Here is a 23,462-nt window from a genome sequence, read left to right on the forward strand (position 1 = left end):
ACAGAGAAAGGTAACGCATGTCCGTAGGGTTCAGAATTCTGAAGCGGCAAAGAAAAGTGGCTACCGAGATCGTCGAACGCTATGCTCGCTTGCCGGTTGCAAACGTCAGCGACGGCATGTCCCGGATGACGGCCGCAGGAGCGCGGGTTCGGCCGATGCATCGGACCGGGGGAATGGCGGGCGTGGCGCTCACCGTCAAGACGCGGCCAGGCGACAATCTGATGATCCACAAGGCGATGGCACTCGCCGAACCCGGCGATGTCATCGTGGTCGATGCTGGGGGCGATCTCACCAATGCGCTGATCGGCGAAATGATGCTCACGAGGATCATCAAGAGCGGGCTTGCAGGCATCGTTATCGATGGTGCGGTTCGGGACGCCGGCTTCATTCGGGGCCAGGACTTTCCCGTGTTCGCAGCAGGCGTCACCCATCGCGGACCTTACAAGAACGGACCCGGCGAGATTAACGTTCCGATCGCGATCGATGGCATGGTGATCGAGTCCGGCGACCTCATCATCGGAGACGATGACGGGATGCTCTGCGTACCGTTTGACGACGTGGGTGAGGTGCTGAAAGCTGCCACAGCAAAGTACGAGGCTGAGCAGAAGCAGATTGCGAACATCATGGCGGGTACGCACGATGCTTCGTGGGTGGACAGGACGCTGCGCGAACTGAACTGCGAAGGTCTGGATTGAAGAGGTCAGTTTCGTGAGGCGCACGATCATACTCACCTCGGATGTGAGCATGATCGAGGCGACCCGGGATCGAACATTCAGGAAAAACTGAATGCCGTGCGGGTGCACGGCGCTCCAGCGGACCTGCCTTCCTGCAGCTGTTGAGACGTTGGACGTCAACCCGCGTTCTTCGCCGAAACGCCGATGCTCGTCGGCGAAGGCCGTCTCGCGCCGGGGCCCGGATGAACATGAACTGCCTTCGCCGTCAGCGGCTCGCCGCATTCGGAGCAGACCATGACAGGATCAAACATCTTGTGGCAGTTCTTGTGTTCATGCAGCAGCGGTCGTCCGCGCGAATCGACCATGTGGACGTTGCCCCAGTGCACAATCGACATGATGATCGGATAGAGATCGAGACCCTTTTGCGTGAGGATATACTCGTAGCGCTTCGGCGCCTCTTGGTACGGAATCTTGCGAAGTACGCCAAAGCGGACAAATTTCTTCAGCCGATCGGCGAGCAGATGTCGGGTGATTCCGAGCGAGGTCTGGAAGTCATCAAATCTGCGGACGCGCAAGAAACATTCGCGCAGGATGAGGAGACTCCAGCGGTCACCGATCACCGCCACGGTGCGGGCGAGGGAGCATGGCTCCTCCTCGAGGGTATCCCATTTCATTTGACGTCTCCAGCAAAGCCGTCGCAGCACTGCAAATAAATTCTAAATAAGAACTGACGGAAAATCAATGGGATGCTCGCATTCGCGCGCTGCCACGCGCATTGTATGATAAACATCATATTGACAGTTCTAAAATAGAACTTTATTGCTGCGGCACGATCAATCGGGTGGCGAGCAACGCCGCCGTCAACGGGAAGGGCGTTCCATGGCTGCTCCGCTCAAGGTCGAGTTTCATTTCGATTTCGGCAGTCCCAACGCTTACCTCGCCGAGCTCGCGCTGCCCGGCATCGAGCAACGAACCGGCGTCAAATTCGAATACGTGCCGGTCCTGCTCGGCGGCGTCTACAAGGCGACCGGTAACCTGTCGCCCGCCGAGTCGCTGCGCGGGATCAGGAACAAGCCGGAATACAACGCGCGCGAGACCCAGCGCTTCCTGCGCCGGCACAACATCACCAAGTTCACGATGAACCCGTTCTTCCCGGTGAACACGCTTGCGCTGATGCGCGGCGCGGTTGCCGCGGAGTTCGAGGGGGCGTTCGAGCCCTACTTCCGCGCCGCCTACCACCACATGTGGGTGGAGCCCAAGAAGATGGACGATCCGCAGGTCTTCCGCGACGCATTTCTGTCATCGGGGCTGGACATCGATCGCATCATCGCCCGCGCCCAGCAGGACGACGTCAAGAAGAAGCTGATCGAGAACACGACCAACGCGGTGGCGCGCGGCACGTTCGGCTCGCCGACGTTCTTCGTCGGCGAGGAGATCTACTTTGGCAAGGACAGCCTGCGCGATGTCGAGGACGAAATCCTGGCGCAATCGGCCGCGGCGCAGCGCAAGAGCGCCTGACCGCGCCGAGGCATCCAAAACGAGCCGAGCCCGCAAAGGGCCTTTCATTGGGAGGTTTCATTGGCGAACTGGCAGCAGGCTGCAGCCGAGATCACGAAGACGTTGCCGCACCGCATCCATGAGGTGATGGACACCTATGTTGCTTCCACGCCAGACCGGACGGCGCTGATCGAAGACAACGCTTCCATGACCTATCGCGAACTGGACAGGGCGGTTGGTGCCACGGCGGATGCGGTCCGCGGGCTCGGCGTCCGCGCCGGCGATCGCGTGATGCTGGTCAGCGAAAACTCGATCGCGCTCGCCTGCCTGCTGTTCGCCTCAAGCCGCCTGGACGCCTGGGCGATCGTCGCCAACCCTCGGCTGTCGCCACGTGAGCTCGATCAGATCAGGGATCACAGCGGCGCCCGGCGCATGTTCTTCACGGCAAAGGTCTCCGAAGAGGCAGCCGCGCATGCGGCCCGTTACGACGCTCCGGTGCAGGATGTCGGGCCGTTGCACGGCATCGGCGTGTCTGCCCTGAACCAGGACACGCAGGCCGAGCCGGTCGAGGCCGACGGCGCCCGCCAGGTGGCGGTGCTCATCTACACGTCCGGTACGACCGGAACGCCGAAGGGGGTCATGCTCACGCATCGGAACCTGCTGTTTTCCGCGAGGACCACCGCCAATCTGCGCAGCATGACGGCGGACGACGTGCAGTATTGCGTGCTGCCGATCTCGCATATCGTCGGCATCTCGCTGCTGACGATGACGCTGATGGTCGGTGGCGTCACCCGGTTGGTCAGCAAGTACAACCCCGCTGCGCTTGCCAAGGCGCTGGCCGAGGAAGGCATCACGCTCCTGAACGGCGTGCCCGCCACCTACCAGCGGCTGCTGGAATACAAGCAGACGGCAGGCCTGCCGAAGCTGGAGCGCGGTGCACTGCGCCTGATGAGCGTCGCCGGCGCGCCGCTCGACCTCGAGCTCAAGGCAAGGGTCGAGAAGGAGCTCGGTCTTCCGCTTGGCAACGCCTTTGGCATCACCGAATGCTCGCCCGGAATTTCCGGCGTGCGGCCCGAGGCGCCGCGCAGTGACAACTCGGTCGGCACCCTTGTGCCGGGTATCGAGGCCCGAATCGTGGCCCGGGACGGCGCCATCGTGACGAACGGCGACATCGGCGAACTGCATGTCCGCGGACCAAATGTGATGCGCGGCTATTATCGCGCGCCCGACCTCACGGCGAAAGCAATCGACGCGGACGGGTGGTTCAACACCGGCGACCTCGCGCGCTTCGAGGGAGATGCGATGTTCATCGTTGGCCGCACCAAGGAGATGATCATTCGCTCCGGCTTCAACGTCTATCCGGCCGAGATCGAGGCGGTGCTGAGCACGCATCCAGACGTGGTGCAATGCGCCGTGGTCGGGCGGCCGGTCCCAGGCAATGAAGAGATCGTGGCCTTCGTTCAGCTGCTCAAAGGCTCCTCGGCAACGGCGCAAGACGTGATGGCGCATGTCGCGCCTGAGCTCACCTCCTACAAGCGACCGTCCGAGATCATCCTCATGGACGCGCTGCCGGCCACGTCGACTGGTAAGCTCCTGAAGCACAAGCTCGCGGAATCGCTCCGCAATTGAGGCGGGCGAAATCGCTTCAACATCTCACGAGGCTGGAGAAGTCCCATGCAGAAGAGAAACAGGACGGTTGCGGTGATCGGTGCCGGTGACTTTATCGGCGGCGAGATTGCCAAGAAATTCGCCTCCGAAGGCTTCACGGTGTTCGCCGGCCGCCGCAATGGCGACAAGCTTGCGCCCTTGGTCAAGGATATCGAGGCTGCCGGCGGCGAGATCCACGCCCGCTCGCTTGATGCGCGCAAGGAGGAGGAGATCATCTCCTTCCTGAACGACGCGGACAAGCACGCGCCGCTCGAAGTCTGTATCTTCAACATCGGCGCTAACGTCAATTTCCCGATCTTGGAGACCACCGAGCGGGTGTTCCGAAAAGTCTGGGAAATGGCCTGCTATTCGGGCTTCCTTGCCGGCCGCGAGGCGGCACGGCTGATGCTGCCGCGTGGTGAGGGCAACATCTTCTTCACCGGCGCGACTGCGAGCTTGCGCGGCGGCTCCGGCTATGCCGCCTTCGCCAGCGCGAAGTTCGGCCTGCGAGCCGTCGCACAGGCGATGGCGCGCGAACTCGGGCCGAAGAACATCCATGTCGCGCATCTCATCATCGACTCCGGCGTCGATACCGAATGGGTGCGGCAGCGCCGGCTTGAAGCGCTCGGCCCCAATGCGCTCGACAATCCGGACCTGCTGATGCCGCCAGCGTCGGTGGCCGCGTCCTACTGGCAGCTCTACCAGCAGCCAAAGAGCGCCTGGACGTTTGAGCTCGAGATTCGTCCATTCGGCGAGAAGTGGTAGGGATCGCCCCGATGGAGCTCGCGCTATCCCCGGACGATGCGGCCTTTCGCGACGAAGTCCGTGCATTCATCAAGGACAATTATCCGGCTGAAATGCGCGTTCCCAATCCGGAGACCGACCTTTCCAAGGAGCAGATGCTTCTATGGCATCGCATCCTTCATAGGAAGGGCTGGATCGCGCCGCTCTGGCCCAAGGACTATGGCGGGCCCGGCTGGTCCATCACCCGCCGCTTCATCTTCGAGCAGGAGACCACGCGCGCCGGCACCATGCCGCCTTTGGCATTCAGCGTCACCATGGTCGGCCCCGTCATCTATACGTTCGGCAATGAGGCGCAGAAGAAGAGGTTTCTTCCCCGCATCCTCTCGGGCGAGGACTGGTGGTGCCAGGGCTATTCGGAACCCGGCTCGGGCTCGGATCTCGCCACCGTACGCACCAAGGCGGTGCGCGACGGCGACCACTACATCGTCAACGGCCACAAGACCTGGACCACGCTGGCGCAGCATGCCGACTGGATCTTCTGCCTGGTGCGGACCGATCCGACCGCAAAGCCGCAGTCCGGCATCTCCTTCCTGTTGATCGACATGAAGTCGCCGGGCGTCACCGTGCGTCCGATCATCACCATCGACGGCTCCCATGAGGTCAATGACGTCTTCCTGGAAAACGTCCGGGTTCCCGTCGAAAACCTGATCGGCGAGGAAAACAAGGGCTGGACCTACGCCAAATTCCTGCTCGGCAACGAGCGCACCAGCATGGCCGGCATCGGCCGCTCGACGCGCTATATCGACAAGCTGAAGAAGATCGTGAAGGCGGAGATTCCCGCAGACGATCCGGCCCATATCGAATTTGTCAGGGACATCGCCCGCATCGAGCTCGATGTGCTGGCGCTGGAAGCGACCGAGCTGCGCGTCGTTGCTCAAATGGCCCGCGGCATCGATCCGGGACCCGCGGCCTCGCTGTTCAAGATCCGTGGCACCGAGATATTCCAGGACATCACCGAGCTGACGCATCGCGCAATCGGCAATTACGGGCTGGCCATCCGCGAGCATCCCGTCAGCGCCAATCACTTCATGCCGGGACCGGACTACGGCCACACCGCATCGGAGAAGTACCTCAACTCGCGCAAGCTCTCCATCTACGGCGGATCGAACGAGATCCAGCGCAACATCATCGCAAAAGCGGTGCTCGGCCTCTAGCGATCGACAGACAGGAAATCGGATGGATATCCAGTTCACGGAAGAGCAGGAGCTACTGCGATCAAGCGTTCAGCGTCTGCTGCGCGATCAGTACGATTTTGATGCGCGCCGCAGGATCCTCGCGAGCGAGGAGGGGTACAGCCGCGAGCAACGGCACACCTTTGCCGAGCTAGGCTTGCTGGCGGCGCCGTTCTCCGAGGACGTCGGCGGTCTCGGCGGCGGCGCGCTGTCGACCATGATCGTCATGCAGGAGTTCGGCCGTCATCTCGTAGTCGAGCCCTTCGTCGAGACCGTTGTGCTCGCCGGCGGCCTGCTCGAGCGCGTCGGATCCGCCGCACAGAAACAGGCGTTCATTCCGGGCATCATCGCCGGCACCGGGACCTGGGCGCTCGCCTGGACCGAAAAGAACTCGCGCTTCGATCTCGCCAACGTCACCACCGCGGCACGGCGACAGGGAAACGACTATGTGTTGACCGGCGAGAAGACCGCAGTCATCGCCGCGCCCTGGGCGGACTTTCTGATCGTTTCGGCGCGCACCTCCGGCCAGCAGCGCGATCGCGGGGGCGTCAGCCTCTTCGTGGTCGATCGCCGTGCCACCAACCTCGATCTGCAAAGCTTCAAGACGATCGATGGCCGCCGCGCGGCGGAGATCAGCCTGCGTGGCGTCACCGGCCAATTGCTGGGTGAGGAAGGCGAGGGGATAGCCGCGCTGGAAGCCTGCCGCGACCGTGCCATCGGCGCGCTCTGCGCCGAGGCGGTCGGTGCGATGTCCGAACTGAATGCCGCAACGCTGGACTATTCCAAGACCCGCAAGCAGTTCGGCACGACGATCGGCTCGTTCCAGGTGCTGCAGCATCGGATGGTCGACATGTTCATCGCGCATCAGGAAGCGCTGTCGCTGATGCAGCATCTCACGCTGAGCCTGGATGCAGGCGAGCCCGCCGTCTCGCGGCTCGCCTCGGGCGCCAAGTCGAAGATCGGTTATGCCGGCAAGTTCATCGCCGACCAGGCAGTGCAGCTGCATGGCGGCATGGGCATGACCGACGAATTGAATGTCGGACATTATTTCAAGCGGATTTCCTCCATCAACATCCAGTTCGGCGATCCCGCCTACCACGTGCTGCGTTATGCGCAGCTCGACGCGGCCGCCTGAGACAGAGAGGCAAGCATGTCATCACCCGAAGCAGTGATCGTTTCCACCGCGCGCACCGGCGTCGGCAAGGCCTATCGCGGCGCGCTCAACAACACCGATGGTCCGACCCTGGCGGGCCACGTGATGGCCGAGGCGGTGAAGCGCGCCGGCATCGCGCCCGGTGAGGTCGAGGACGTCGTGATGGGCTGCGCCATGCAGCAGGGTACCATGGTCATGAATGTCGCCCGCAAGGGTGCGATCCGCGCCGGCCTGCCGGTCACGGTCGCGGGCACCACGATCGACCGGCAGTGTGCCTCTGGGTTGCAGGCGATCGCAGTGGCTGCGCGTTCGGTGATATCAGACGGCGTCGAGATCGCAATCGGCGGCGGCATCGAGTCGATCAGCCTCGTGCAGAACGATCACATGAACAAGTTCCATGCCATCGATCAGGATCTCATGGCGATGAAGCCAGAGATGTACATGTCGATGCTGGAGACGGCCGAAGTGATCGCCGAGCGTTACAAGATCGGCCGCGACCGGCAAGACGAATACAGCCTCGAATGCCAGCGCCGGGTCGGCGCGGCGCTGCAGGGCGGCCGTTTCGACGACGAGATCGTGCCGATCACGACCAGGATGGCGGTCGTCGACAAGGACACCAAGCAGGTCAGCTATCAGCAGGTCACGCTGAGTCGGGATGAAGGCCCGCGGCCGGATACCACGGCGGAAGGCCTGTCGAAGATCAAGCCGGTGTTCGAGGGCAAGACCATCAGCGCAGGTAATGCCAGCCAGCTCTCGGATGGCGCCTCCGCTTGCGTGATCATGAGCGACAGAATCGCCGCGCAGAAGGGCTTGAAGCCGCTCGGCATCTTCCGCGGTTTCGTCGCCACCGGTGTCGAGCCGGACGAAATGGGCGTGGGGCCGGTCGCTGCGATCCCGCGGCTCCTCAAGCGTCACAACCTCAAGATCGATGACATCGATCTCTGGGAGCTCAACGAGGCTTATGCGGTTCAGGTGATCTATTGCCGCGACAAGCTCGGGATCGATCCGAACAAGCTGAACGTCAACGGCGGCTCGATCGCAATCGGTCATCCCTACGGCATGACCGGCGCGCGGCTCACAGGCCACCTCCTGCTCGAAGGCCGGCGGCGCAAGGCGAAGTACGGCGTGGTGACCATGTGCATCGGCGGCGGCATGGGCGCGGCCGGCCTGTTCGAAATCGTCCACTGAGCGGAAACGGAGTTTTCACGTGAAGACAGCAATAACCGAACTGTTCGGCATCCAGCATCCGATCATCCAGGGCGGCATGCACTATGTCGGCTTCGCCGAGATGGCTGCGGCCGTGTCGAATGCCGGCGGTCTCGGCATCATCACGGGCCTGACGCAGAAGACGCCGGAGCTACTCGCCAAGGAGATCGCGCGCTGCCGCGACATGACCGACAAGCCGTTCGGCGTCAATCTGACCTTTCTGCCGACGCTGTCGGCCCCGCCCTATCCGGAATACATTGCCGCGATTCGCGAGGGCGGAATCAAGGCGGTCGAGACCGCGGGCCGCAGCCCGGAGGCCTACATGCCGGCGCTGAAGGCCGCCGGCATCAAGGTGATCCATAAATGCACCTCGGTGCGGCATTCGCTCAAGGCCGAGAAGATTGGCTGCGACGCCGTCAGTGTCGACGGTTTCGAATGCGGCGGTCATCCCGGCGAGGACGACATCCCGAACATGATCCTGCTGCCGCGGGCGGCGGATGAGCTGAAGATCCCGTTCGTGGCCTCCGGCGGCATGGCGGACGGACGCAGCCTTGTCGGTGCGCTCGCGATGGGCGCGGCCGGCATGAACATGGGCACCCGCTTCGTCGCCACCAAGGAAGCGCCGGTCCACGACAACGTGAAGCGGGCGCTGGTCAAGGCGACCGAGCTCGACACCGTTCTGGTCATGCGCGCATTGCGCAACACCGAGCGCGTACTGAAGAACAAGGGCGTCAATGAGCTGCTCGAAATCGAGCGCGAGAAGGGCGCAAATCTGAAGATCGACGATATCCTCGACCAGGTGGCCGGCGTCTATCCGAAGGTGATGGTCGACGGTGAGATGGATGCCGGGGCCTGGAGTTGCGGCATGGTGGTCGGGCTCATCCACGACATCCCCACGGTCAAGGAGTTGATCGACCGCATCATGGCAGAGGCGGAAGCGATCATCCGCCAGCGGTTGACCGGCTTCCTCGACGGCAGGGTCGAGACGCAGCGGGCGCGCGCGGTCGCCTGAAGACCGGGGTGGCTGACGCGTCGTGACCCGGCGACGCAGCGTGCGGAGAAAATCACATCAGGGAGGAAGAGCATGCCTGTCGTCGGTAGCCATCAATATCCCACCATGGAATCCGTGATCTACGGCAAGCCCGCGGCGGAGGCGCTGCGGGAGGAGGCCGAGCGCCTGGGCGCCCAGCGCGTCTATCTGATCGCGAGCCGCACGCTCAACACCACGACCGACGAGATCGAGAGGATCCGGAAGGCGCTCGGCGGGCGCCATGCCGCGACCTTTGACGGGGTGCCGCAGCACACGACCCGGGACGTGGTGACGCAGATCGCCCGGCAGGCCAAGGACGCCCAGGCCGACCTGGTCGTCGCGATCGGCGGCGGTTCGGTGGTCGATGCGGCAAAGATCGTGCTGATGTGCATGGAGCACGACATATTCGAGCCCATGGGGCTCGATGGGTTCGAGACCACGCCGGACCGCCGCTTCGGGCCATTCCGAACCCCGAAAGTGCGCATGATCGCCATCCCGAGCACGCTCTCCGGCGGCGAATACAATTCGGGCGCGCTGGTCACCGACACCAGCCGCAAGCTGAAGCAGATCTTCAATCACCCGATGATGATGCCGCGAAGCATCATCCTCGATCCGGCGATCACGAAATACACACCCGAGAAGCTCTGGCTGGGATCAGGCACGCGCGCAATGGATCACGGCATCGAGGCGATCTGCTCCAGCCGTCCCGGTGTGCTCGTCGACGCGGTGTGCCAGCACGGATTGCGCTATCTGTACGACGGGCTCCGGCGCACCAAGGACAAGCCGAACGATGAAGCGGCGCGGCTGAACTGTCAGTTGGGGTCCTGGATGTCGGCCTTCGGATTGCAGTCGCGCGTTCCGATGGGTGCCAGCCATGCCATCGGCCATGTCCTCGGCGGGACCTGTGACGTGCCGCATTATTTCTGCACGGCCGTGATGATGCCGAGCGTGCTCCGATACAATCGCCCCGCCACGGAAGCCGCACAGAGGTTGGTCGCCGCGGCGCTTGGCGCACCGGAACGGGATGCCGGCGACGCTTTCGCGACGTTCGTCGCGGAGCTCGGCTTGCCGCGCAGGCTCGCGGACGTCGGCGTTGCCGAGGACCGTTTCGAGTTGATCGGCAAGAACGCAATGCTGTCGATCTTCACGAGGGCGAACCCTCAGCCGATCCGTGAGCCCGGCGACGTCGTCAAGATTCTCAAATTGGCCGCCTGAAGAAGCGCCAACTGTCCGTCACGGCCTGCCGCACGGAGGCCGCGCGCAAAAGCAACACTGGAGGAACACGTGATGTTTAGGAGCATCCGACTGGCCTGTGCACTCTTGATTGCGGCAGCCGCACCCTGCTGGGCGGGCGATCCGGTCGGTGTCACCGCAACAAGCATCAAGATCGGCGGCATCTTTCCTCTCAGCGGGCCTGCTTCCTCGATCGGCCAGGTCGGACATGGCGTGCTGGCGTATATGCGATCGGTCAACGAGCGCGGCGGCATTAACGGACGCAAGATCGACTACCTGATGCTCGACGACGCCTACAGCCCGCCGAAATCGGTGGAGCATGCACGAAAACTGGTCGAGAGCGACGAAGTGGCGTTCATGTTCAGCCAGCTCGGTACCGCAGGCAACACTGCGGTGGCGAAATATCTGGCTGCCAAGCGCGTGCCGACGATTGCGATCGTCACAGGCGCGAGCAAGTTCACAAGTGTCAAGGACTATCCGCTGACCACCACCGGACTCGTCAGCTATGACACCGAAGGGAAGATCTACGCGAAGTATCTGATGCGCGCGTTGCCCTCGGCAAAATACGCCATTCTCTACCAGAATGACGATCTCGGCCGCGACTACGTCAGCGCGTTCAAGGCAGTTCTCGGCGCCGATTTCGACAAGCGCGTGGTCACCGCCAGCTACGAGGTCACCGAGCCGACGATCGACTCGCAGGTCATGGCGCTGAAGAGTTCCGGCGCGCAGGCGCTGTTCATCGCCGGCACGCCCAAGTTCGCCGCGCAAGCCATTCGACGCGCGGCGGAGACGGCATGGAAGCCAACGATCCTGATCAATTTCCCGTCCTCGTCGATTGCCGGAACGATCAAGCCGGCGGGGCTGGAGAATTCCGTGGGCGTCATCGTCGGCACCTTCAACAAGGATCCAAACGACGAGAGCTGGAAGGACGATGAGGCCATCAAGGCCTATCGCGCCTTCTTCGATCGGTATCTGGCAGGCTCCGATATCACCAATACGAGCTATCTGACCGGCTATCAGCAGGGCATGCTGCTGGAGCAGATCCTCCACCAATGCGGCGACGACCTCTCGCGCGAGAACATCATCAAGCAGGCGAAGTCGCTGAAGAACTTCACGTTGTCGACAGCACTGCCGGGCATCTGGATCAACACCAGCGAGACCAACAACATGGTCTGGACGCAACTGCAGCTTCAGCGCTGGACCGGGAGCCGCTGGGAACCGTTCGGTGGGATTCTTGATGCGAGCTCGGAGTAGCCCATCCGACGCGTGACGTTCTAGGCCTCGAGGTGCGGTCCGACGAGGCCTGGAAACGATCAGGATGAATCCACCATGGTTGACCTGCGGATACTCCTACGTGCCGGAGTCCCCGGGTCTGAAAGCGACCATCGCGGCGCGAGATGGCTGCGTTCGCGAACGACAATCCGCCTTCCGGATGGTGTTGCGTTGGAGAGCAGCAGGTAGGCACACCATCCGCTTGCATGGGCTGCTGCTTGCCCACAGGTATTGCTCCAACGACCGATCGCTAGCCTCCATGGGCGGGCTTGTTGATCCCAGGTGTTTGCGCGATCTGTGCCGAGAGAAAGTCGGCCAGCAAGCGCACGCGGGCGATGCCCAACCGTTCCGGTACGATCAGCATGTTCAGCCCCGAGCATGCAACTTCGCGCCGGGCTCGGGGCTCCCGGGACAAGCGGATTCGCCCATCACCTCGACCGAGGAGGTCATGGCCGGCAGGAGAGCAGGGGGCACTGGTCGGGCTCATCCCCCGTCTCATCGGGCCGCGGCAGTTTGGCTTCCGGCGAATTGGCTAGCTGACACGAGGAACAACCTATTGGGTTCGCAGTTCTTTTGGCGCCGCCGGCCTGAGTGCCGTTGGGCGCCTCAGGGCCCAGCCAAGCCAGGCGACACGGCGGCTCGTACCATTTTGCTCCATGGAGGATTTGGATATGAAAGCTAACCGTATCGTCGCTTGGCCGTCGATCAGTCTCACTCACCTCGGTGAGTCCCGGCGGCTGCGTCTTCCCTCTGGCCGCTCGTTAGGGCTCGAGAGCGCCGATGGCTTCTGAAGGAGGGCAGGTCATGTCGATCAAGTCAGCCCTCCCTGCCATCCATTCGGAAGCCGGGTTGTCCCGGTATCTGCAAGAGATCCGTAGCTTCCCGCTGCTCGATGCATCCGAAGAAGTAATGTATGCGAGGCGTCTTCGGGATGCCGGGGATCGCGAAGCTGCCTACCGTCTGGTGACGAGCCATCTACGATTGGCTGCCAAGATCGCCCTGAGATACCGGCGCTATGGATTGCCCATCGCCGACCTCATCTCGGAAGCCAACGTCGGATTGATGCTGGCCGTCAAGCGGTTCGACCCTGAGAAGGGATTTCGCCTGGCGACCTATGCCGCTTGGTGGATCAAGGCGTCCGTGCAGGAATTCGTCCTGAGATCGTGGTCACTCGTTAAGCTCGGCACGACTGCGGCGCAAAAAAAGCTGTTCTTCAACCTTCGAAAGTTGAAGAGACGCCTTGGTGCGTCGGACGATGGCGAGCTTTCGCCGGTGCAGGTGAAGCAGATCTCTGAGCATCTTCAGGTCAAGGAGACCGACGTCGTCGAGATGAACGGGCGGATCCGTGGCGACATGACGCTGAACGTTCAGCTCAGTGACGAAGAAGGCGAGCAATGGCAGGACAGGCTCGCCGATTCATCTCCTGATCCTGAAACCCAGCTCGTTGAGACCGGAGACCGTGAACGGCGGAAGGCCGCACTCTCGGAGGCGCTGGGTGCGCTTTCTCCGCGAGAACGCACCATCGTCGAGGCCCGCTACATGGTCGAAGAGCAAAGAACGCTCGACGATCTTGCTCATGCCTTCGGGATCTCTCGTGAGCGTATCCGCCAGATCGAGCAGCGTGCGTTGAAGCGCATCAAGACGATGCTATGCGCACGCCTTCCGGATCTTGAGGCTGCTTCAGCAAGCGCGTACTAGAAGCAGAACACGAAACTCCGCTGGCCGGCTGCTGATCGATGGATCAGCAGCCGGTGCAGATATCAGGCACGATGGCTCTCGCCGAGAATTCACGGCCCTTGCCGCCATCGGACCTTGTTCTTGCGGGCTTGCGCGGCTGGCCGCTTTGATTGCTGACAAACTGCTTGACGGCGGCGTCTGAGCTTTGCACTGCTCGCGGCGAATCGGCTTCTTTCGCCTGCAGGGACACCGCCATCCGCAGTAGAGGGGCAAGTATCAGCAAAATCCGCATCTCTGGTTATCCTCCTTTCGATGATGCTCCAATTGCTGCGCAGAGTTGCTCTGCAGCCGAGCAAACATCTTGGTTTGCAGATCTAGGTTTTCAACGTGCGGCGAGCGATTCCGGACGCTGGGACGGGTCTCCTTGGGCCAGCCGCGAGCGATAGCGGCAGCCGGCCCTCGTCGCAAAAATTTCTTCCCTCCTCTTGAAAGTAGATCCCTCGCGCCTAGGTGCTTTTTCGCCCGGGGGCCGTTACGGACCCGGATTTTGGACATCGCTGAACCTACCCAAGGAGGATGTGCATGCATTTCCGCCCCTTGCACGATCGCGTGCTCGTGCGACGTCTCGAGGCCGAGGAGAAAACCGCCGGCGGCATCATCATTCCCGACACAGCAAAGGAGAAGCCGCAGCAGGGCGAGATCGTCGCCACTGGCCCCGGCGCACGCAACGAGCAGGGCCAGCTCGTTCAACTCGACGTCGAGCCCGGTGACCGTGTCCTGTTCGGCAAGTGGTCTGGCACGGAGGTTAAGATTGACGGCGAGGAATTCCTGATCATGAAGGAGAGCGACCTTCTAGGTGTTGTCGACACGACAGCGACCGTCAAGAAGGCAGCATAGCGCGCTGACAGTCATAGAGGAAAGGAGAGATCAAAATGGCTGCCAAGGACGTGAAGTTCGCAACCGAGGCCCGAGAGCGCATGCTGCGGGGCGTCGACACACTGGCAAACGCGGTGAAGGTCACACTCGGTCCGAAGGGGCGCAACGTCGTGATCGAGAAATCGTTCGGTGCGCCGCGCATCACCAAAGATGGCGTGACCGTCGCCAAGGAGATCGAGCTGGAGGACAAGTTCGAGAACATGGGCGCGCAGATGGTGCGCGAAGTCGCCTCGAAGACGAGCGATGCCGCCGGTGACGGCACCACGACGGCCACCGTGCTCGCGCAGGCCATCTTCAGGGAGGGCAGCAAATCCGTCGCCGCCGGCATGAACCCGATGGACCTGAAGCGCGGCATTGACCTGGCTGTCGACGCTGTCGTTTCCGACCTGAAATCACACGCCAAGAAAATCACCTCAAATGACGAAATCGCCCAGGTGGGCACGATCTCGGCCAATGGTGATACCGAGATCGGCCGCTTCCTGGCCGACGCCATGAACAAGGTCGGCAACGAGGGCGTGATTACCGTCGAGGAGGCCAAGAGCCTGCATACCGAGCTGGAGGTGGTCGAGGGTATGCAGTTCGACCGCGGCTACATCTCGCCATACTTCGTCACCAACACCGAGAAGATGCGCGTCGAGCTCGAGGATCCCTACGTTCTGATTCACGAGAAGAAGCTGTCCGGCTTGCAGACCATGCTGCCGCTGTTGGAGCAGGTCGTTCAGTCCGGTAAGCCGCTCCTGATCATCGCGGAGGACATCGAAGGCGAAGCGCTCGCGACATTGGTCGTCAATAGACTGCGCGGTGGACTGAAGGTCGCGGCCGTCAAGGCGCCGGGCTTCGGCGACCGGCGCAAGGCCATGCTGGAGGACATCGCGATCCTGACCGGCGGCAATGTCATCAGCGAGGACCTCGGCATCAAGCTGGAAAAGGTCACAGTGAAGATGCTTGGCCGCGCCAAGAAGGTGGTCATAGACAAGGACAACACCACCATCGTCGGCGGCGCGGGCGCCAAGAAGGACATCGAGGCGCGCGCCCAGCAAATCAGGCTGCAGATCGAGGAAACCACCTCCGACTATGATCGGGAAAAACTGCAGGAGCGCCTCGCCAAGCTTGCAGGAGGCGTTGCGGTGATCCGGGTGGGCGGCGCGACGGAGGTCGAAGTCAAGGAACGCAAGGATCGCGTCGATGATGCGATGCATGCAACTCGCGCGGCGGTCGAAGAGGGCATTCTCCCGGGCGGCGGGGTGGCCCTGCTGCGTGCCTTCAAGGCGCTGGACGGCATCAAGACCGAGAACGCGGACCAGAAGGCCGGCATCGACATCGTTCGCCGCGCCATCCAGATGCCGGCTCGCCAGATCGTGCAGAACGCCGGCGAGGATGGCTCAGTGATCGTCGGCAAGCTTCTGGAGCACCAGAGCCACAACTGGGGCTTCAACGCGGCGACTGGCGAGTACGAGGACCTCGTGAAAGCCGGTGTGATCGATCCCGCCAAGGTCGTCCGCACCGCCTTGCAGGACGCCGCGTCGGTCGCATCGCTGCTGATCACGACCGAGGCACTCGTGGCCGAGAAGCCGAAAAAGGCTGAACCTGCTCCGGCCGCTCCGGCCATGGACTTCTGAACAAGCGAGCCCGGCCGATCAAGGCCGGGCTCTACCAATGAGAGGAGAGAAGACCGCTTCCAAAGATGGAGTCTGCCATGAACAAGTCCAATCGTCGTCAGCTCAGGATGAGGCAGGACACGATCCACTGGTTCATGTTCCACCTGAGCTTTGTCACCATCGCCTGGATCTGTTTTCGAACGATGGGAGGAGTATAGATGCTGAGCCATCACCATACGTTCTCCGCCCGGACGGAGACCAATCGCAAGCTGCCGGGACGCCTGCTCGCTCTGGTAATGGGCAGCGCAATGTCCCTGACGGCCTTCGGTGCGTGCGGCGTGGAAAGCCCGCGGGGACCCGAGGCCTCACAGGGTGCCTTCACTGGACTACCACTGCCGCCAATCCCGTATCCCGACACGATGCCGTGGCTGAAGTGGCAGCCTGCGGCGGCAACGATGAAGATCGACATCTTGCTGCCGCCGACCCCTACGCCGACCGGTATTTGGCCGCAGCCGACGCCCGCCCGACCGGACTGGCGGCAACAAGCTGAACGTCAGTGAGCGGCCTGCGAGGCCGCTCACTAGCTCATGCAAGATCAGGAGCGAGCGACAATCATGTCCGGGCCGAATTCGGCAGGACATCTCCTGCGCGGGAGCTCCGACGCTGCCACCGGCGCGACGATGGGAATCCGGCGTCCGGGACTTTCTTATCCGAGGCAGCGAGAAAGTGATCGCTCACTACGAGCGCCTGCTCCGAACTGCGAAGAGCGAGCAAGAGCGCCAGCTCTATCGAGCGCGAATTGAGCGAGAGCAACGAGTGATGAACGATTTACGCCAGGGCGCTTTCCCGGATCGCTTCGCCGCGTAATTACTGAGCCCCCGGCGAGCGTCTGCTGCAGAAAAAAATGCGCACGTCCTCTTGAACTCCCGAGTGCCAGTTCTAGTTCGTTTCTCGACCGCGACTGCGGTGTGCCGAGCGCCAGGCCGGGCTCGGCACGAGGCTGGACCGGGGTGTCCGACCATGATCGAAACTCCCATCCTGCCTTGCTTCGTATCCATATTGCTCTTTGGAGGACTTGGCTATGAGGACACTTGATTTCGCGCCACTTTGGCGCACCACGGTCGGCTTCGATCATCTGGCTGACCTCGTCGACGGCATGTCGCGCCAGCCGACCGAGGACAACTACCCGCCGTATAATATCGAGCGGTCCGGCGAGGACCACTATCGAATCACGCTGGCGGTGGCAGGCTTCGGTCCCAACGACATCTCCGTGACTGCCGAGCAGAATGCTCTCGCGATCGAAGGCAGGAAATCCGATGGTGCTGCGCGCGAGTATCTGTATCAAGGTATTTCGGCGCGACCGTTCCGGAGAGTCTTCAGCCTGGCCGACTACGTTCAGGTGAAGCAGGCATCCTTCCGAGATGGTCTCTTGATCATTGATCTCGTTCGAGAGATTCCGGAAGCGATGAAGCCGCGCAAGATCCAGATCGGAAGTGGAACGGCTGCTTCGTCGCAAATTGAGCATGAAGCCGCTTAGTAGCCTCGATCCATGCTGAGCGCTGTGATGGTCACGGACGCTGTCCTGGGCATCGTGCTGCTCGGCCATGCCGCGGCGTTCTGGGCAATTCCGATCGTAGCATTGCAACGGGCGATTCTGCCGCTGCCTGGTGATCCCATGCGTGGCCGCATTGGCGTTTCACTGCGCGAGCTTCAACCGTCGACCAACCAACAAGGCCGCAACGAAGGGACGGTGATCGCGGAGGTCGCGCCAGGCTCTCCGGCTGAAAAGGCCGGCTTGCGGAAGGACGATATCGTGATCATGGCAGATGACCGTCCGATCCGAGCCTCGCAACTGCGCAATAAAATCGGCCTTGCACGCGTCGGTCAGGACGTGAAGCTTACCATCCTGCGGGGCGGCCAAACCAGTTCTGCAGTCGTGAAAGTTGCCCCGCCCATCCAGGCAAGCAGCAAATCCACTCGTCTGTTGCGCTGATGCGGGTGCGAAGCAATGTGGCAGTCAAATCGCAGGTTGGCTCAAAGCTGGCCCTTCTGCTCCTAGGGAAGCCACCTAACACGCTCAATCTTGTAACTCTTCTCGCCTCCTGGAGTCTCGACAGCTACGACTGCGCCCTGGGACTTGCTTATCAACGCCCGTGCGAGAGGCGAGCTGACTGAAATCCTGCCTCTGGCCGCATCAGCTTCCGGCTCGCCGACGATGTGGCAAATTCGCTCCTCGCCCGTATCCTGATCCGTCAGCGTGACCGTCGCGCCGAATTTGACAGTTTCGCCGGAGAGCTTCGAGACATCGATGACCTCTGCACGTGCAAGTTTGGTTTCCAACTCGGCTATGCGAGCCTCGTTGAAGCCCTGCTCGGCCAGCGCGGCCTGGTACTCCGAATTCTCCATGAGATTGGGCTCGTCCGCGATCGCTTGCTGAATACGCTCGGCAAGATGGGGCCGCGTATTTCGTATGCGGTCGGCTAATTCGTTCTGAAGAGCGGCATGACCGGCCGCAGTCATAGGGAGGGTTGGCATCGCATTCGCTACCGAGTTTCCTGAGAGCGCTGCCGAGAGCCGAGAACGGCCACGCTGTCGTCTGTCGGCCGACGCGAACTCGGTGCTATTCGGCTGGCAACTATGCTGAACATCGCCTGTTCCAAGGAGCGCCTGTGCCCACAGCCGTGGCCCCCCTCCGCTGGACGGATTGCTTGATAGCGATCCCTCTTGGCGACCGAGGAACTGACGTTCCGGTCGTGAGTTTTGCGCGTATCAAGGTGGACTTGGCACGCTCCCGGCCGAGCGCCTCGGAGCGTCGCCTTCGTTGCATTGCGACAATGAAGATAGGTGGCGACCGATGTACCAGCATCCCGAACTCACGCCTCGGATGACGAGCGTGGCAATGCTCCTCACTCGAAAGCAGCACCTGATCAGCCGCCTCGAAGAAGATCCAGGTCCAGGGGAGCGCGAGGAGATCGAACGTCTTCTCGAAAAAATAGATGCCGAACTGGACGCAGTTGATAGCCCGGATAGGCTTCGAGAACCGCGGCGGCGAGCCGCGCAGCGGCCGAGCAGGGAGTGACTTCAACTCGGCGGCCTAGTCGCGCGGGGTTCGTGGCGAGGGTTTGACATCATGCCGCCGGGTAACTCCAATCTCCTATTCGGGTTCCGGCCCGCGACAGTTTCGGCGGCTTGACAGAACGCCGGAAATTCGCACGAAAATACCCTCCAGGAAGATGTTTGCAGCCATGGTGCCTGCTCAAGGGCTTTGGCCCTGTCTTCGCGAAAACCACGCCAATCACATCCAGCCACGCCAGTCGGCGGAGCGACGCCTGCTGGCCGGCCCGCGCTTGGACATCCGGAAGGCAAATGAACGTTCCTGAAGGCAAAACGCAGGCAATCTCTACCGGCATCGCCGGCTTCGATGGCATTCTCGATGGCGGATACGCATCGCACCGCGTGCACTTGATCGAGGGCCAGCCGGGAACCGGAAAGACCACCCTGGCCCTGCAGTTTCTTCTCGACGGTGCCTCCAGGGGAGCGCTGTCTGTACATTGCGCTCTCCGAAAGTAAGGACGAACTGCGGCAAGTAGAGACCCACGGCTGGGATCTCGATGGGATCGAGATTTTTGAGCTCGTCCCGGCGGAACTCAGCCTCGACCCCAAGCAGCAACAGACCGTCGTCTATGCCTCTGATCTTGAGCTCGGCGAAACCACAAAAATGACTTTCGACGAGGTGAAGCGGGTTGCACCTAAGCGGGTCGTTTTCGATAGCCGCTCCGAAATCAGGCTGCTCGCGTAATCCGCTGCGATACCGCCGGCAGGTCATTGCTCTGAAGCATTTCCTGGCCCAGGAGGGCTGCACCGGGTTGTTTCTGGACGACCTCACCGATCAGGCCGACGATCTCAATCTGCACAGTCTCGTCCATGGCGTCGTCAGGGCTCGAGCATAATGCGCTTCAATATGGCGCGGAGCGTCGCAGGCTGCGCATCTTCAAGATGAGGGGGCGCAGCTTCCGTGGTGGCTTCCATGATTTCGTCATCCGCAAGGGCGGAATAATTCTGTTTCCGCGGCTGATTGCGTCCGAGCACCTCGATGGCAAGCCGCCGGCAGAACCGCTCCTGAGCGGTATCAACGAGCTGGATCAATTGCTGGGACCTGGTCTCGACCGTGGCACGAGTACCCTGCTCATGGGGCCGTCTGGCTCCGGCAAATCATCCATCGCCATGCAGTTCGTCATGGCGGCGCTCGCTCGTGGTGAGCGCGCCCTCTTTGTGACCTTTGATGAGACCAAAGCAATCCTGATGAAACGTGCAGCCGGCATGGGCTGGCACTTGGATCAGCCGGTTGCATCAGGGCAGTTGGTGCTCGAGCAGGTCGATCCCGCTGAGCTTTCCCCAGGGGAGCTCACAGGGATGATCCGCAAGCGCGTCGAGGCGGACAATGTTCGGGTCGTGGTGCTGGACAGCCTGAGCGGCTATCAGAATGCCATGCCTGCCGAGCAGTTCATGACTGGACGTCGGACTCGAGCTTCAACGGCAGCAGCCCGGCCTGCCGGTCGTGTACTGCAGCGGCTATCCAGATCTCATCGAAGAGACCGGCAGACATATGAACGGCAGTCTGCTCCTCAGCAAGCCGTTTTCCTCGCGGGAACTCTCGGCCAAGCTGGAAGCGGTGCTACGCACCAAAGCCAGCCAACAGCCTGCTTGACTCGGACGCACGCCAACTTGAATCCGCGCCGGTTTCAGTCGAGGCCGGTCCGCACCATGGCGCGAGCCAGCTCGAGTTCGCTCATGGCTTGGCGCAGCGATCGACGGGCAGCATTCTTGTCTCCGTTTGCACAGGCCACTTTCAATTCCTTGATGTGCTGAGCCGCGATCTCCGCATGCGCAACGACATCCGCAGCGCCTGCAAAACTGGATTTCCGCTTTGTGTCCATGGTCGGGCACTTCCCCGGGACGATTGCTCTGGTAGAAGCACGACGGGAGCGGCGGCCGCTCCCGTCGATTTTGTCATTTCGAGTTGATCGCGATACGCTTCACCTTGGATTCCGCTTGCGGCAGCTTTGGCATGGTGACCGTCAGCACTCCGTTCTTGAACGCAGCAGAAATCTTGTCCTGGTCCACGTCTTCGATCGAGATGCGCCGTTCAAATCTGCCGTAGTACCGCTCGCTGAACCGGCGATCCTTGTCTTCCGTCTCGGTCTTCTTCTCTCCCTTGATCGAGAGAACGCCATTGGCGAGTTCGATCTGGACGTCTTTCTCGTCGAGACCCGGCAACTCCGCCGTGACCTTCACGTCCTTGTCACTCTCGTTGACCTCGATGCTGGGCCAATTCATCGACTGGTCGAGAAGGCTGCCGCCAAATGGCGCAACATCGAAGCCGCGGAAGACATCATCGAATAGCCGGTTCATCTCCCGATGCAGGGTTAGAACCGGATTGTAGTTTTCGGAGCGACGGGCGGTCAGATCACGACCGCGGCTCCAGGGGATCAGATCAGTGATAGCCATAGAGCTTCTCCTTTACCTTTGTTCCAAAGCTTCGCGACGCGGCGAAGCCACGCGGCAAAATTCAACTGGGAGCAGGCGGTGTCATGCCGCCTGCTTGTTCTCACCTTGCTGGTGATCACCACCTGTGCTGATCGCAATCTGGCGCGGCTTCATCGCCTCGGGAATCTCCCGAACCAGATCGATCTTGAGCATGCCATTCTCGAACGAGGCGCCCTTCACTTGCACGTACTCGGCCAGATTGAAGGTCCGTCGGAACGGGCGCGAAGAGATGCCTTGATAGAGATATTGATGGCTGCCCTTTTCGGCCTTGCGACCCTCAACGCTCAGCGTGTTCTGCTCGGCCGTGATGGAGACCTCGTCAGGCGTGAAGCCGGCAAGAGCAAGCGAGATTTGGTAGTGATCCTCGCCGACACGTTCGATGTCGTAGGGCGGGTAATTGTCCCCACCGGTCCATCGGCCGGTGTCCTCGAGGAGGTCGAACAGACGATCGAACCCAACGGTCGACCGCCACAGGGGGGCAAGATCAAGCGTGGTCATAGCCATATCCTCCTTTGAGCAACATGGATAAGAGCACCCGGACACCTGCCGGGTGCCCGCTGACCGGGCCCTGTACCAGGCGCCCGATCGTGCCGTGCAATTGCTGCGCGGCTAACCATGAAATTAGAAGCGGGTCGTATCGTTTCAAGGCCTTCCAGGCACTTGCGAAAATTGCAGTGTCGCACCCATGTCTGAGACGAATGTGGAAGGGGTTCCTATCGTCCTGCTGCGCCTCGGCCGGTCCCTCGAAGCTTAACCCGACGTGAGACCGACCACGGCCCAGGCAGCCCCTGACGACGTGATCGATACAGCTCTTCTGGAATCATTTCCTGCGAGCGATCCGCCGTGCTTCGCCGCGCTCGGCTGCCGCGAAGATCGACAACGCCGATGAGGCCTGCTTCCGCGATACCATTGCGCCGCTGCTCGACGCCCCGGGGGTAGAGTTCATCGGCGAAATCAATGAGAGCGAAAAGACGGAATTTCTCGGAAACGCCGCAGCACTGCTGAGCGGGAGAATATTGGTCAGCTTCGTTGATCTTCCTGCGGTCTTGCTCGATCCCAGTTGCCTTCGTTCCGTTTCCTTCACGCCGTTCTGGTGCGAAACTGGTTCGAAACTCCGGAATTGGCCTGACGGCCAGAGGCCGGTGATCGGCAGCTTGTGGTGGTGCAAGGCGGACCTTCGAACACGCAAGTTGCAGAGGGCCTCTTGCGGCAATCTCGGCCCGGGTCTGGAACTCGATCTGATCCTTCATCAAGGCATGGGCCAGACGACTGCGCGCTTAATGGGCGTTTAACGCTTTTGCGCAACAGATGGATCACCAGCGCGGAATTAGTCCTAGTTACAAGTGCGAGCCGAACTCCCAGGGAGGGGAATCGGATGGGACTGCTTTTTGTTGGAGTGCTGGCAGGAGTCCTGATCGGCTTTGGCTGGTTCGCGCCTTCCCAAGGCTATTTCCTTGGGTGTGGGTCCCCACCCTGTTTCGACCGGGTTGCGGTCGCCCGAGCCGCGCAGCCAACCCCGACGGCATTGGCGCCGGATCCCGTGATCGTCAAATCGAATTCTGCAACTGCGGGAAGGTCCGGCAAGAAATCTTCTCCAAAGAAGAGCGGATCGGTCGACCTCGCCACAGCGGCGTCACCGCGGACGAGCATCAGCGTCCCGGCTTCCGAACGGCCCGCGGAAGCATCAGATCCTGTCCTGGAGAAGGCGAAGGTCACCATCGCGACGAAGATGGAGGATCCAGGATCGGCCGAATTCATCGAAATGAAGCGCACGATGCGAAAGAACACCCTTGGACGTCCCGTGGATACGATTTGCGGGCGTGTGAAAGGAAGAAGCGCATCAGGCGGCGAGACCCGAGAGAGACCGTTTCTTTATCTCGTGAAGGAGGATGAAGCATATGTCGTCGACGGCAAGTCGGGGTCGGCGGCGTCAACGGCGTATCGAAATATCTGCAATTAGGGAATGCGTCGACGGCGTCACCGCGCGGTACGCGCCGAAATGAATTTGAGCGGAAA

Annotated in this window: 27 protein-coding genes and 1 pseudogene; 20 read left to right on the forward strand and 8 right to left on the reverse strand. The window is 61.6% G+C overall.

From position 1 onward, the window contains the following. The first annotated feature begins 17 nt into the window (after window positions 1–17). A complete protein-coding gene (locus tag ACNJYB_RS08720; protein ID WP_439373563.1) occupies window positions 18–695 on the forward strand; it encodes an RraA family protein in 678 nt (225 codons plus the stop codon). 155 nt (window positions 696–850) lie between these two features. Here the strand turns inward: ACNJYB_RS08720 and ACNJYB_RS08725 are convergent, their stop codons facing one another. Continuing rightward, a complete protein-coding gene (locus tag ACNJYB_RS08725) occupies window positions 851–1,348 on the reverse strand; it encodes a winged helix-turn-helix transcriptional regulator (protein ID WP_439373564.1) in 498 nt (165 codons plus the stop codon). 205 nt (window positions 1,349–1,553) lie between these two features. Between ACNJYB_RS08725 and ACNJYB_RS08730 the strand changes: the two genes are divergently transcribed. The 9 genes from ACNJYB_RS08730 (at window position 1,554) to ACNJYB_RS08770 (ending at window position 11,670) form a co-directional block, all read left to right on the forward strand. Further along, window positions 1,554–2,192 carry a 2-hydroxychromene-2-carboxylate isomerase gene (locus ACNJYB_RS08730; RefSeq protein WP_439373565.1) on the forward strand — a complete coding sequence of 213 codons (639 nt, stop codon included), beginning with the start codon at window positions 1,554–1,556 and terminating at the stop codon, window positions 2,190–2,192. Between the two features lie 60 nt (window positions 2,193–2,252). Beyond that, window positions 2,253–3,800 carry a class I adenylate-forming enzyme family protein gene (locus ACNJYB_RS08735; RefSeq protein WP_439373566.1) on the forward strand — a complete coding sequence of 516 codons (1,548 nt, stop codon included), beginning with the start codon at window positions 2,253–2,255 and terminating at the stop codon, window positions 3,798–3,800. Between the two features lie 45 nt (window positions 3,801–3,845). Beyond that, a complete protein-coding gene (locus ACNJYB_RS08740; RefSeq protein ID WP_439373567.1) occupies window positions 3,846–4,583 on the forward strand; it encodes an SDR family oxidoreductase in 738 nt (245 codons plus the stop codon). Window positions 4,584–4,594: 11 nt separating this feature from the next. Further along, the gene (locus ACNJYB_RS08745) at window positions 4,595–5,776 is read left to right on the forward strand and encodes an acyl-CoA dehydrogenase family protein (RefSeq protein WP_439373568.1); all 1,182 of its coding nucleotides are present in this window, start codon (window positions 4,595–4,597) and stop codon (window positions 5,774–5,776) included. A gap of 22 nt (window positions 5,777–5,798) precedes the next feature. Further along, window positions 5,799–6,929: an acyl-CoA dehydrogenase family protein gene (locus ACNJYB_RS08750; protein ID WP_439373569.1), complete on the forward strand. Its 1,131-nt coding sequence runs from the start codon at window positions 5,799–5,801 to the stop codon at window positions 6,927–6,929. Between the two features lie 15 nt (window positions 6,930–6,944). Beyond that, complete coding sequence (locus ACNJYB_RS08755; protein WP_439373570.1) at window positions 6,945–8,135, forward strand: acetyl-CoA C-acyltransferase; 1,191 nt, start codon at window positions 6,945–6,947, stop codon at window positions 8,133–8,135. A gap of 19 nt (window positions 8,136–8,154) precedes the next feature. Continuing rightward, window positions 8,155–9,165 carry an NAD(P)H-dependent flavin oxidoreductase gene (locus ACNJYB_RS08760; protein ID WP_439373571.1) on the forward strand — a complete coding sequence of 337 codons (1,011 nt, stop codon included), beginning with the start codon at window positions 8,155–8,157 and terminating at the stop codon, window positions 9,163–9,165. A 72-nt stretch (window positions 9,166–9,237) separates the two neighbouring features. Next, window positions 9,238–10,398 carry an iron-containing alcohol dehydrogenase gene (locus ACNJYB_RS08765; protein WP_439373572.1) on the forward strand — a complete coding sequence of 387 codons (1,161 nt, stop codon included), beginning with the start codon at window positions 9,238–9,240 and terminating at the stop codon, window positions 10,396–10,398. 72 nt (window positions 10,399–10,470) lie between these two features. Continuing rightward, window positions 10,471–11,670 (forward strand): ABC transporter substrate-binding protein, encoded by a 1,200-nt coding sequence (locus tag ACNJYB_RS08770; RefSeq protein ID WP_439373573.1) that lies wholly within the window; start codon window positions 10,471–10,473, stop codon window positions 11,668–11,670. Window positions 11,671–11,938: 268 nt separating this feature from the next. Here the strand turns inward: ACNJYB_RS08770 and ACNJYB_RS08775 are convergent. Further along, window positions 11,939–12,058 (reverse strand): annotated as a pseudogene (locus ACNJYB_RS08775) (LysR family transcriptional regulator); the annotation flags it as partial. A 434-nt stretch (window positions 12,059–12,492) separates the two neighbouring features. On the opposite strand from ACNJYB_RS08775, the gene rpoH reads away from it, so the two are divergent. Beyond that, entirely contained in the window at window positions 12,493–13,386 is an 894-nt protein-coding gene (gene rpoH / locus ACNJYB_RS08780) for an RNA polymerase sigma factor RpoH (RefSeq protein ID WP_439373574.1), read from the forward strand. A 43-nt stretch (window positions 13,387–13,429) separates the two neighbouring features. On the opposite strand, the gene ACNJYB_RS08785 is transcribed toward rpoH, so the two are convergent. Further along, the gene (locus ACNJYB_RS08785; RefSeq protein ID WP_439373575.1) at window positions 13,430–13,657 is read right to left on the reverse strand and encodes a hypothetical protein; all 228 of its coding nucleotides are present in this window, start codon (window positions 13,655–13,657) and stop codon (window positions 13,430–13,432) included. A 290-nt stretch (window positions 13,658–13,947) separates the two neighbouring features. Here ACNJYB_RS08785 and groES point away from each other — a divergent pair, with 290 nt between their 5' ends. The 5 genes from groES (at window position 13,948) to ACNJYB_RS08810 (ending at window position 17,892) form a co-directional block, all read left to right on the forward strand. After that, window positions 13,948–14,262, forward strand: coding sequence for a co-chaperone GroES (gene groES, locus ACNJYB_RS08790; protein WP_439373576.1), 315 nt, complete (start codon window positions 13,948–13,950; stop codon window positions 14,260–14,262). A 35-nt stretch (window positions 14,263–14,297) separates the two neighbouring features. Then, entirely contained in the window at window positions 14,298–15,920 is a 1,623-nt protein-coding gene (gene groL, locus ACNJYB_RS08795) for a chaperonin GroEL (RefSeq protein ID WP_439373577.1), read from the forward strand. A 197-nt stretch (window positions 15,921–16,117) separates the two neighbouring features. Next, window positions 16,118–16,459 (forward strand): hypothetical protein, encoded by a 342-nt coding sequence (locus ACNJYB_RS08800; RefSeq protein ID WP_439373578.1) that lies wholly within the window; start codon window positions 16,118–16,120, stop codon window positions 16,457–16,459. A gap of 521 nt (window positions 16,460–16,980) precedes the next feature. After that, window positions 16,981–17,436: an Hsp20 family protein gene (locus ACNJYB_RS08805; RefSeq protein WP_439375508.1), complete on the forward strand. Its 456-nt coding sequence runs from the start codon at window positions 16,981–16,983 to the stop codon at window positions 17,434–17,436. A gap of 12 nt (window positions 17,437–17,448) precedes the next feature. Next, window positions 17,449–17,892, forward strand: coding sequence for a PDZ domain-containing protein (locus tag ACNJYB_RS08810; protein WP_439373579.1), 444 nt, complete (start codon window positions 17,449–17,451; stop codon window positions 17,890–17,892). A 62-nt stretch (window positions 17,893–17,954) separates the two neighbouring features. On the opposite strand, the gene greA is transcribed toward ACNJYB_RS08810, so the two are convergent. Next, entirely contained in the window at window positions 17,955–18,434 is a 480-nt protein-coding gene (gene greA / locus ACNJYB_RS08815) for a transcription elongation factor GreA (protein WP_439373580.1), read from the reverse strand. A gap of 319 nt (window positions 18,435–18,753) precedes the next feature. Between greA and ACNJYB_RS08820 the strand changes: the two genes are divergently transcribed. Both ACNJYB_RS08820 and ACNJYB_RS08825 read left to right on the forward strand, forming a co-directional pair. Then, the gene (locus ACNJYB_RS08820; RefSeq protein WP_439373581.1) at window positions 18,754–18,978 is read left to right on the forward strand and encodes a hypothetical protein; all 225 of its coding nucleotides are present in this window, start codon (window positions 18,754–18,756) and stop codon (window positions 18,976–18,978) included. Window positions 18,979–19,265: 287 nt separating this feature from the next. Further along, the gene (locus ACNJYB_RS08825; RefSeq protein WP_439373582.1) at window positions 19,266–19,469 is read left to right on the forward strand and encodes an ATPase domain-containing protein; all 204 of its coding nucleotides are present in this window, start codon (window positions 19,266–19,268) and stop codon (window positions 19,467–19,469) included. Window positions 19,470–19,681: 212 nt separating this feature from the next. Here ACNJYB_RS08825 and ACNJYB_RS08830 read toward each other — a convergent pair whose 3' ends face one another. Continuing rightward, the gene (locus tag ACNJYB_RS08830) at window positions 19,682–19,825 is read right to left on the reverse strand and encodes a hypothetical protein (RefSeq protein ID WP_439373583.1); all 144 of its coding nucleotides are present in this window, start codon (window positions 19,823–19,825) and stop codon (window positions 19,682–19,684) included. Here ACNJYB_RS08830 and ACNJYB_RS08835 point away from each other — a divergent pair. Next, on the forward strand, window positions 19,824–20,768 hold the full coding sequence (locus tag ACNJYB_RS08835; RefSeq protein ID WP_439373584.1) for an ATPase domain-containing protein: 945 nt from the start codon (window positions 19,824–19,826) through the stop codon (window positions 20,766–20,768). The two genes, ACNJYB_RS08830 and ACNJYB_RS08835, sit on opposite strands and share 2 nt — an antisense overlap. A gap of 141 nt (window positions 20,769–20,909) precedes the next feature. Here the strand turns inward: ACNJYB_RS08835 and ACNJYB_RS08840 are convergent, their stop codons facing one another. The 3 genes from ACNJYB_RS08840 to ACNJYB_RS08850 all read right to left on the reverse strand — a co-directional run bounded on the left by ACNJYB_RS08840 (window position 20,910) and on the right by ACNJYB_RS08850 (window position 22,696). Beyond that, window positions 20,910–21,407, reverse strand: coding sequence for an Hsp20/alpha crystallin family protein (locus ACNJYB_RS08840; RefSeq protein ID WP_439373585.1), 498 nt, complete (start codon window positions 21,405–21,407; stop codon window positions 20,910–20,912). A gap of 81 nt (window positions 21,408–21,488) precedes the next feature. After that, entirely contained in the window at window positions 21,489–21,944 is a 456-nt protein-coding gene (locus tag ACNJYB_RS08845; RefSeq protein ID WP_439373586.1) for an Hsp20 family protein, read from the reverse strand. Between the two features lie 215 nt (window positions 21,945–22,159). Next, window positions 22,160–22,696 carry a hypothetical protein gene (locus ACNJYB_RS08850; RefSeq protein ID WP_439373587.1) on the reverse strand — a complete coding sequence of 179 codons (537 nt, stop codon included), beginning with the start codon at window positions 22,694–22,696 and terminating at the stop codon, window positions 22,160–22,162. 125 nt (window positions 22,697–22,821) lie between these two features. Between ACNJYB_RS08850 and ACNJYB_RS08855 the strand changes: the two genes are divergently transcribed. Continuing rightward, window positions 22,822–23,406 (forward strand): hypothetical protein, encoded by a 585-nt coding sequence (locus ACNJYB_RS08855; protein WP_439373588.1) that lies wholly within the window; start codon window positions 22,822–22,824, stop codon window positions 23,404–23,406. Window positions 23,407–23,462 lie beyond the last annotated feature (56 nt).

Source organism: Bradyrhizobium sp. SMVTL-02 (genome assembly GCF_051853005.1).
Taxonomy (GTDB): domain Bacteria; phylum Pseudomonadota; class Alphaproteobacteria; order Rhizobiales; family Xanthobacteraceae; genus Bradyrhizobium.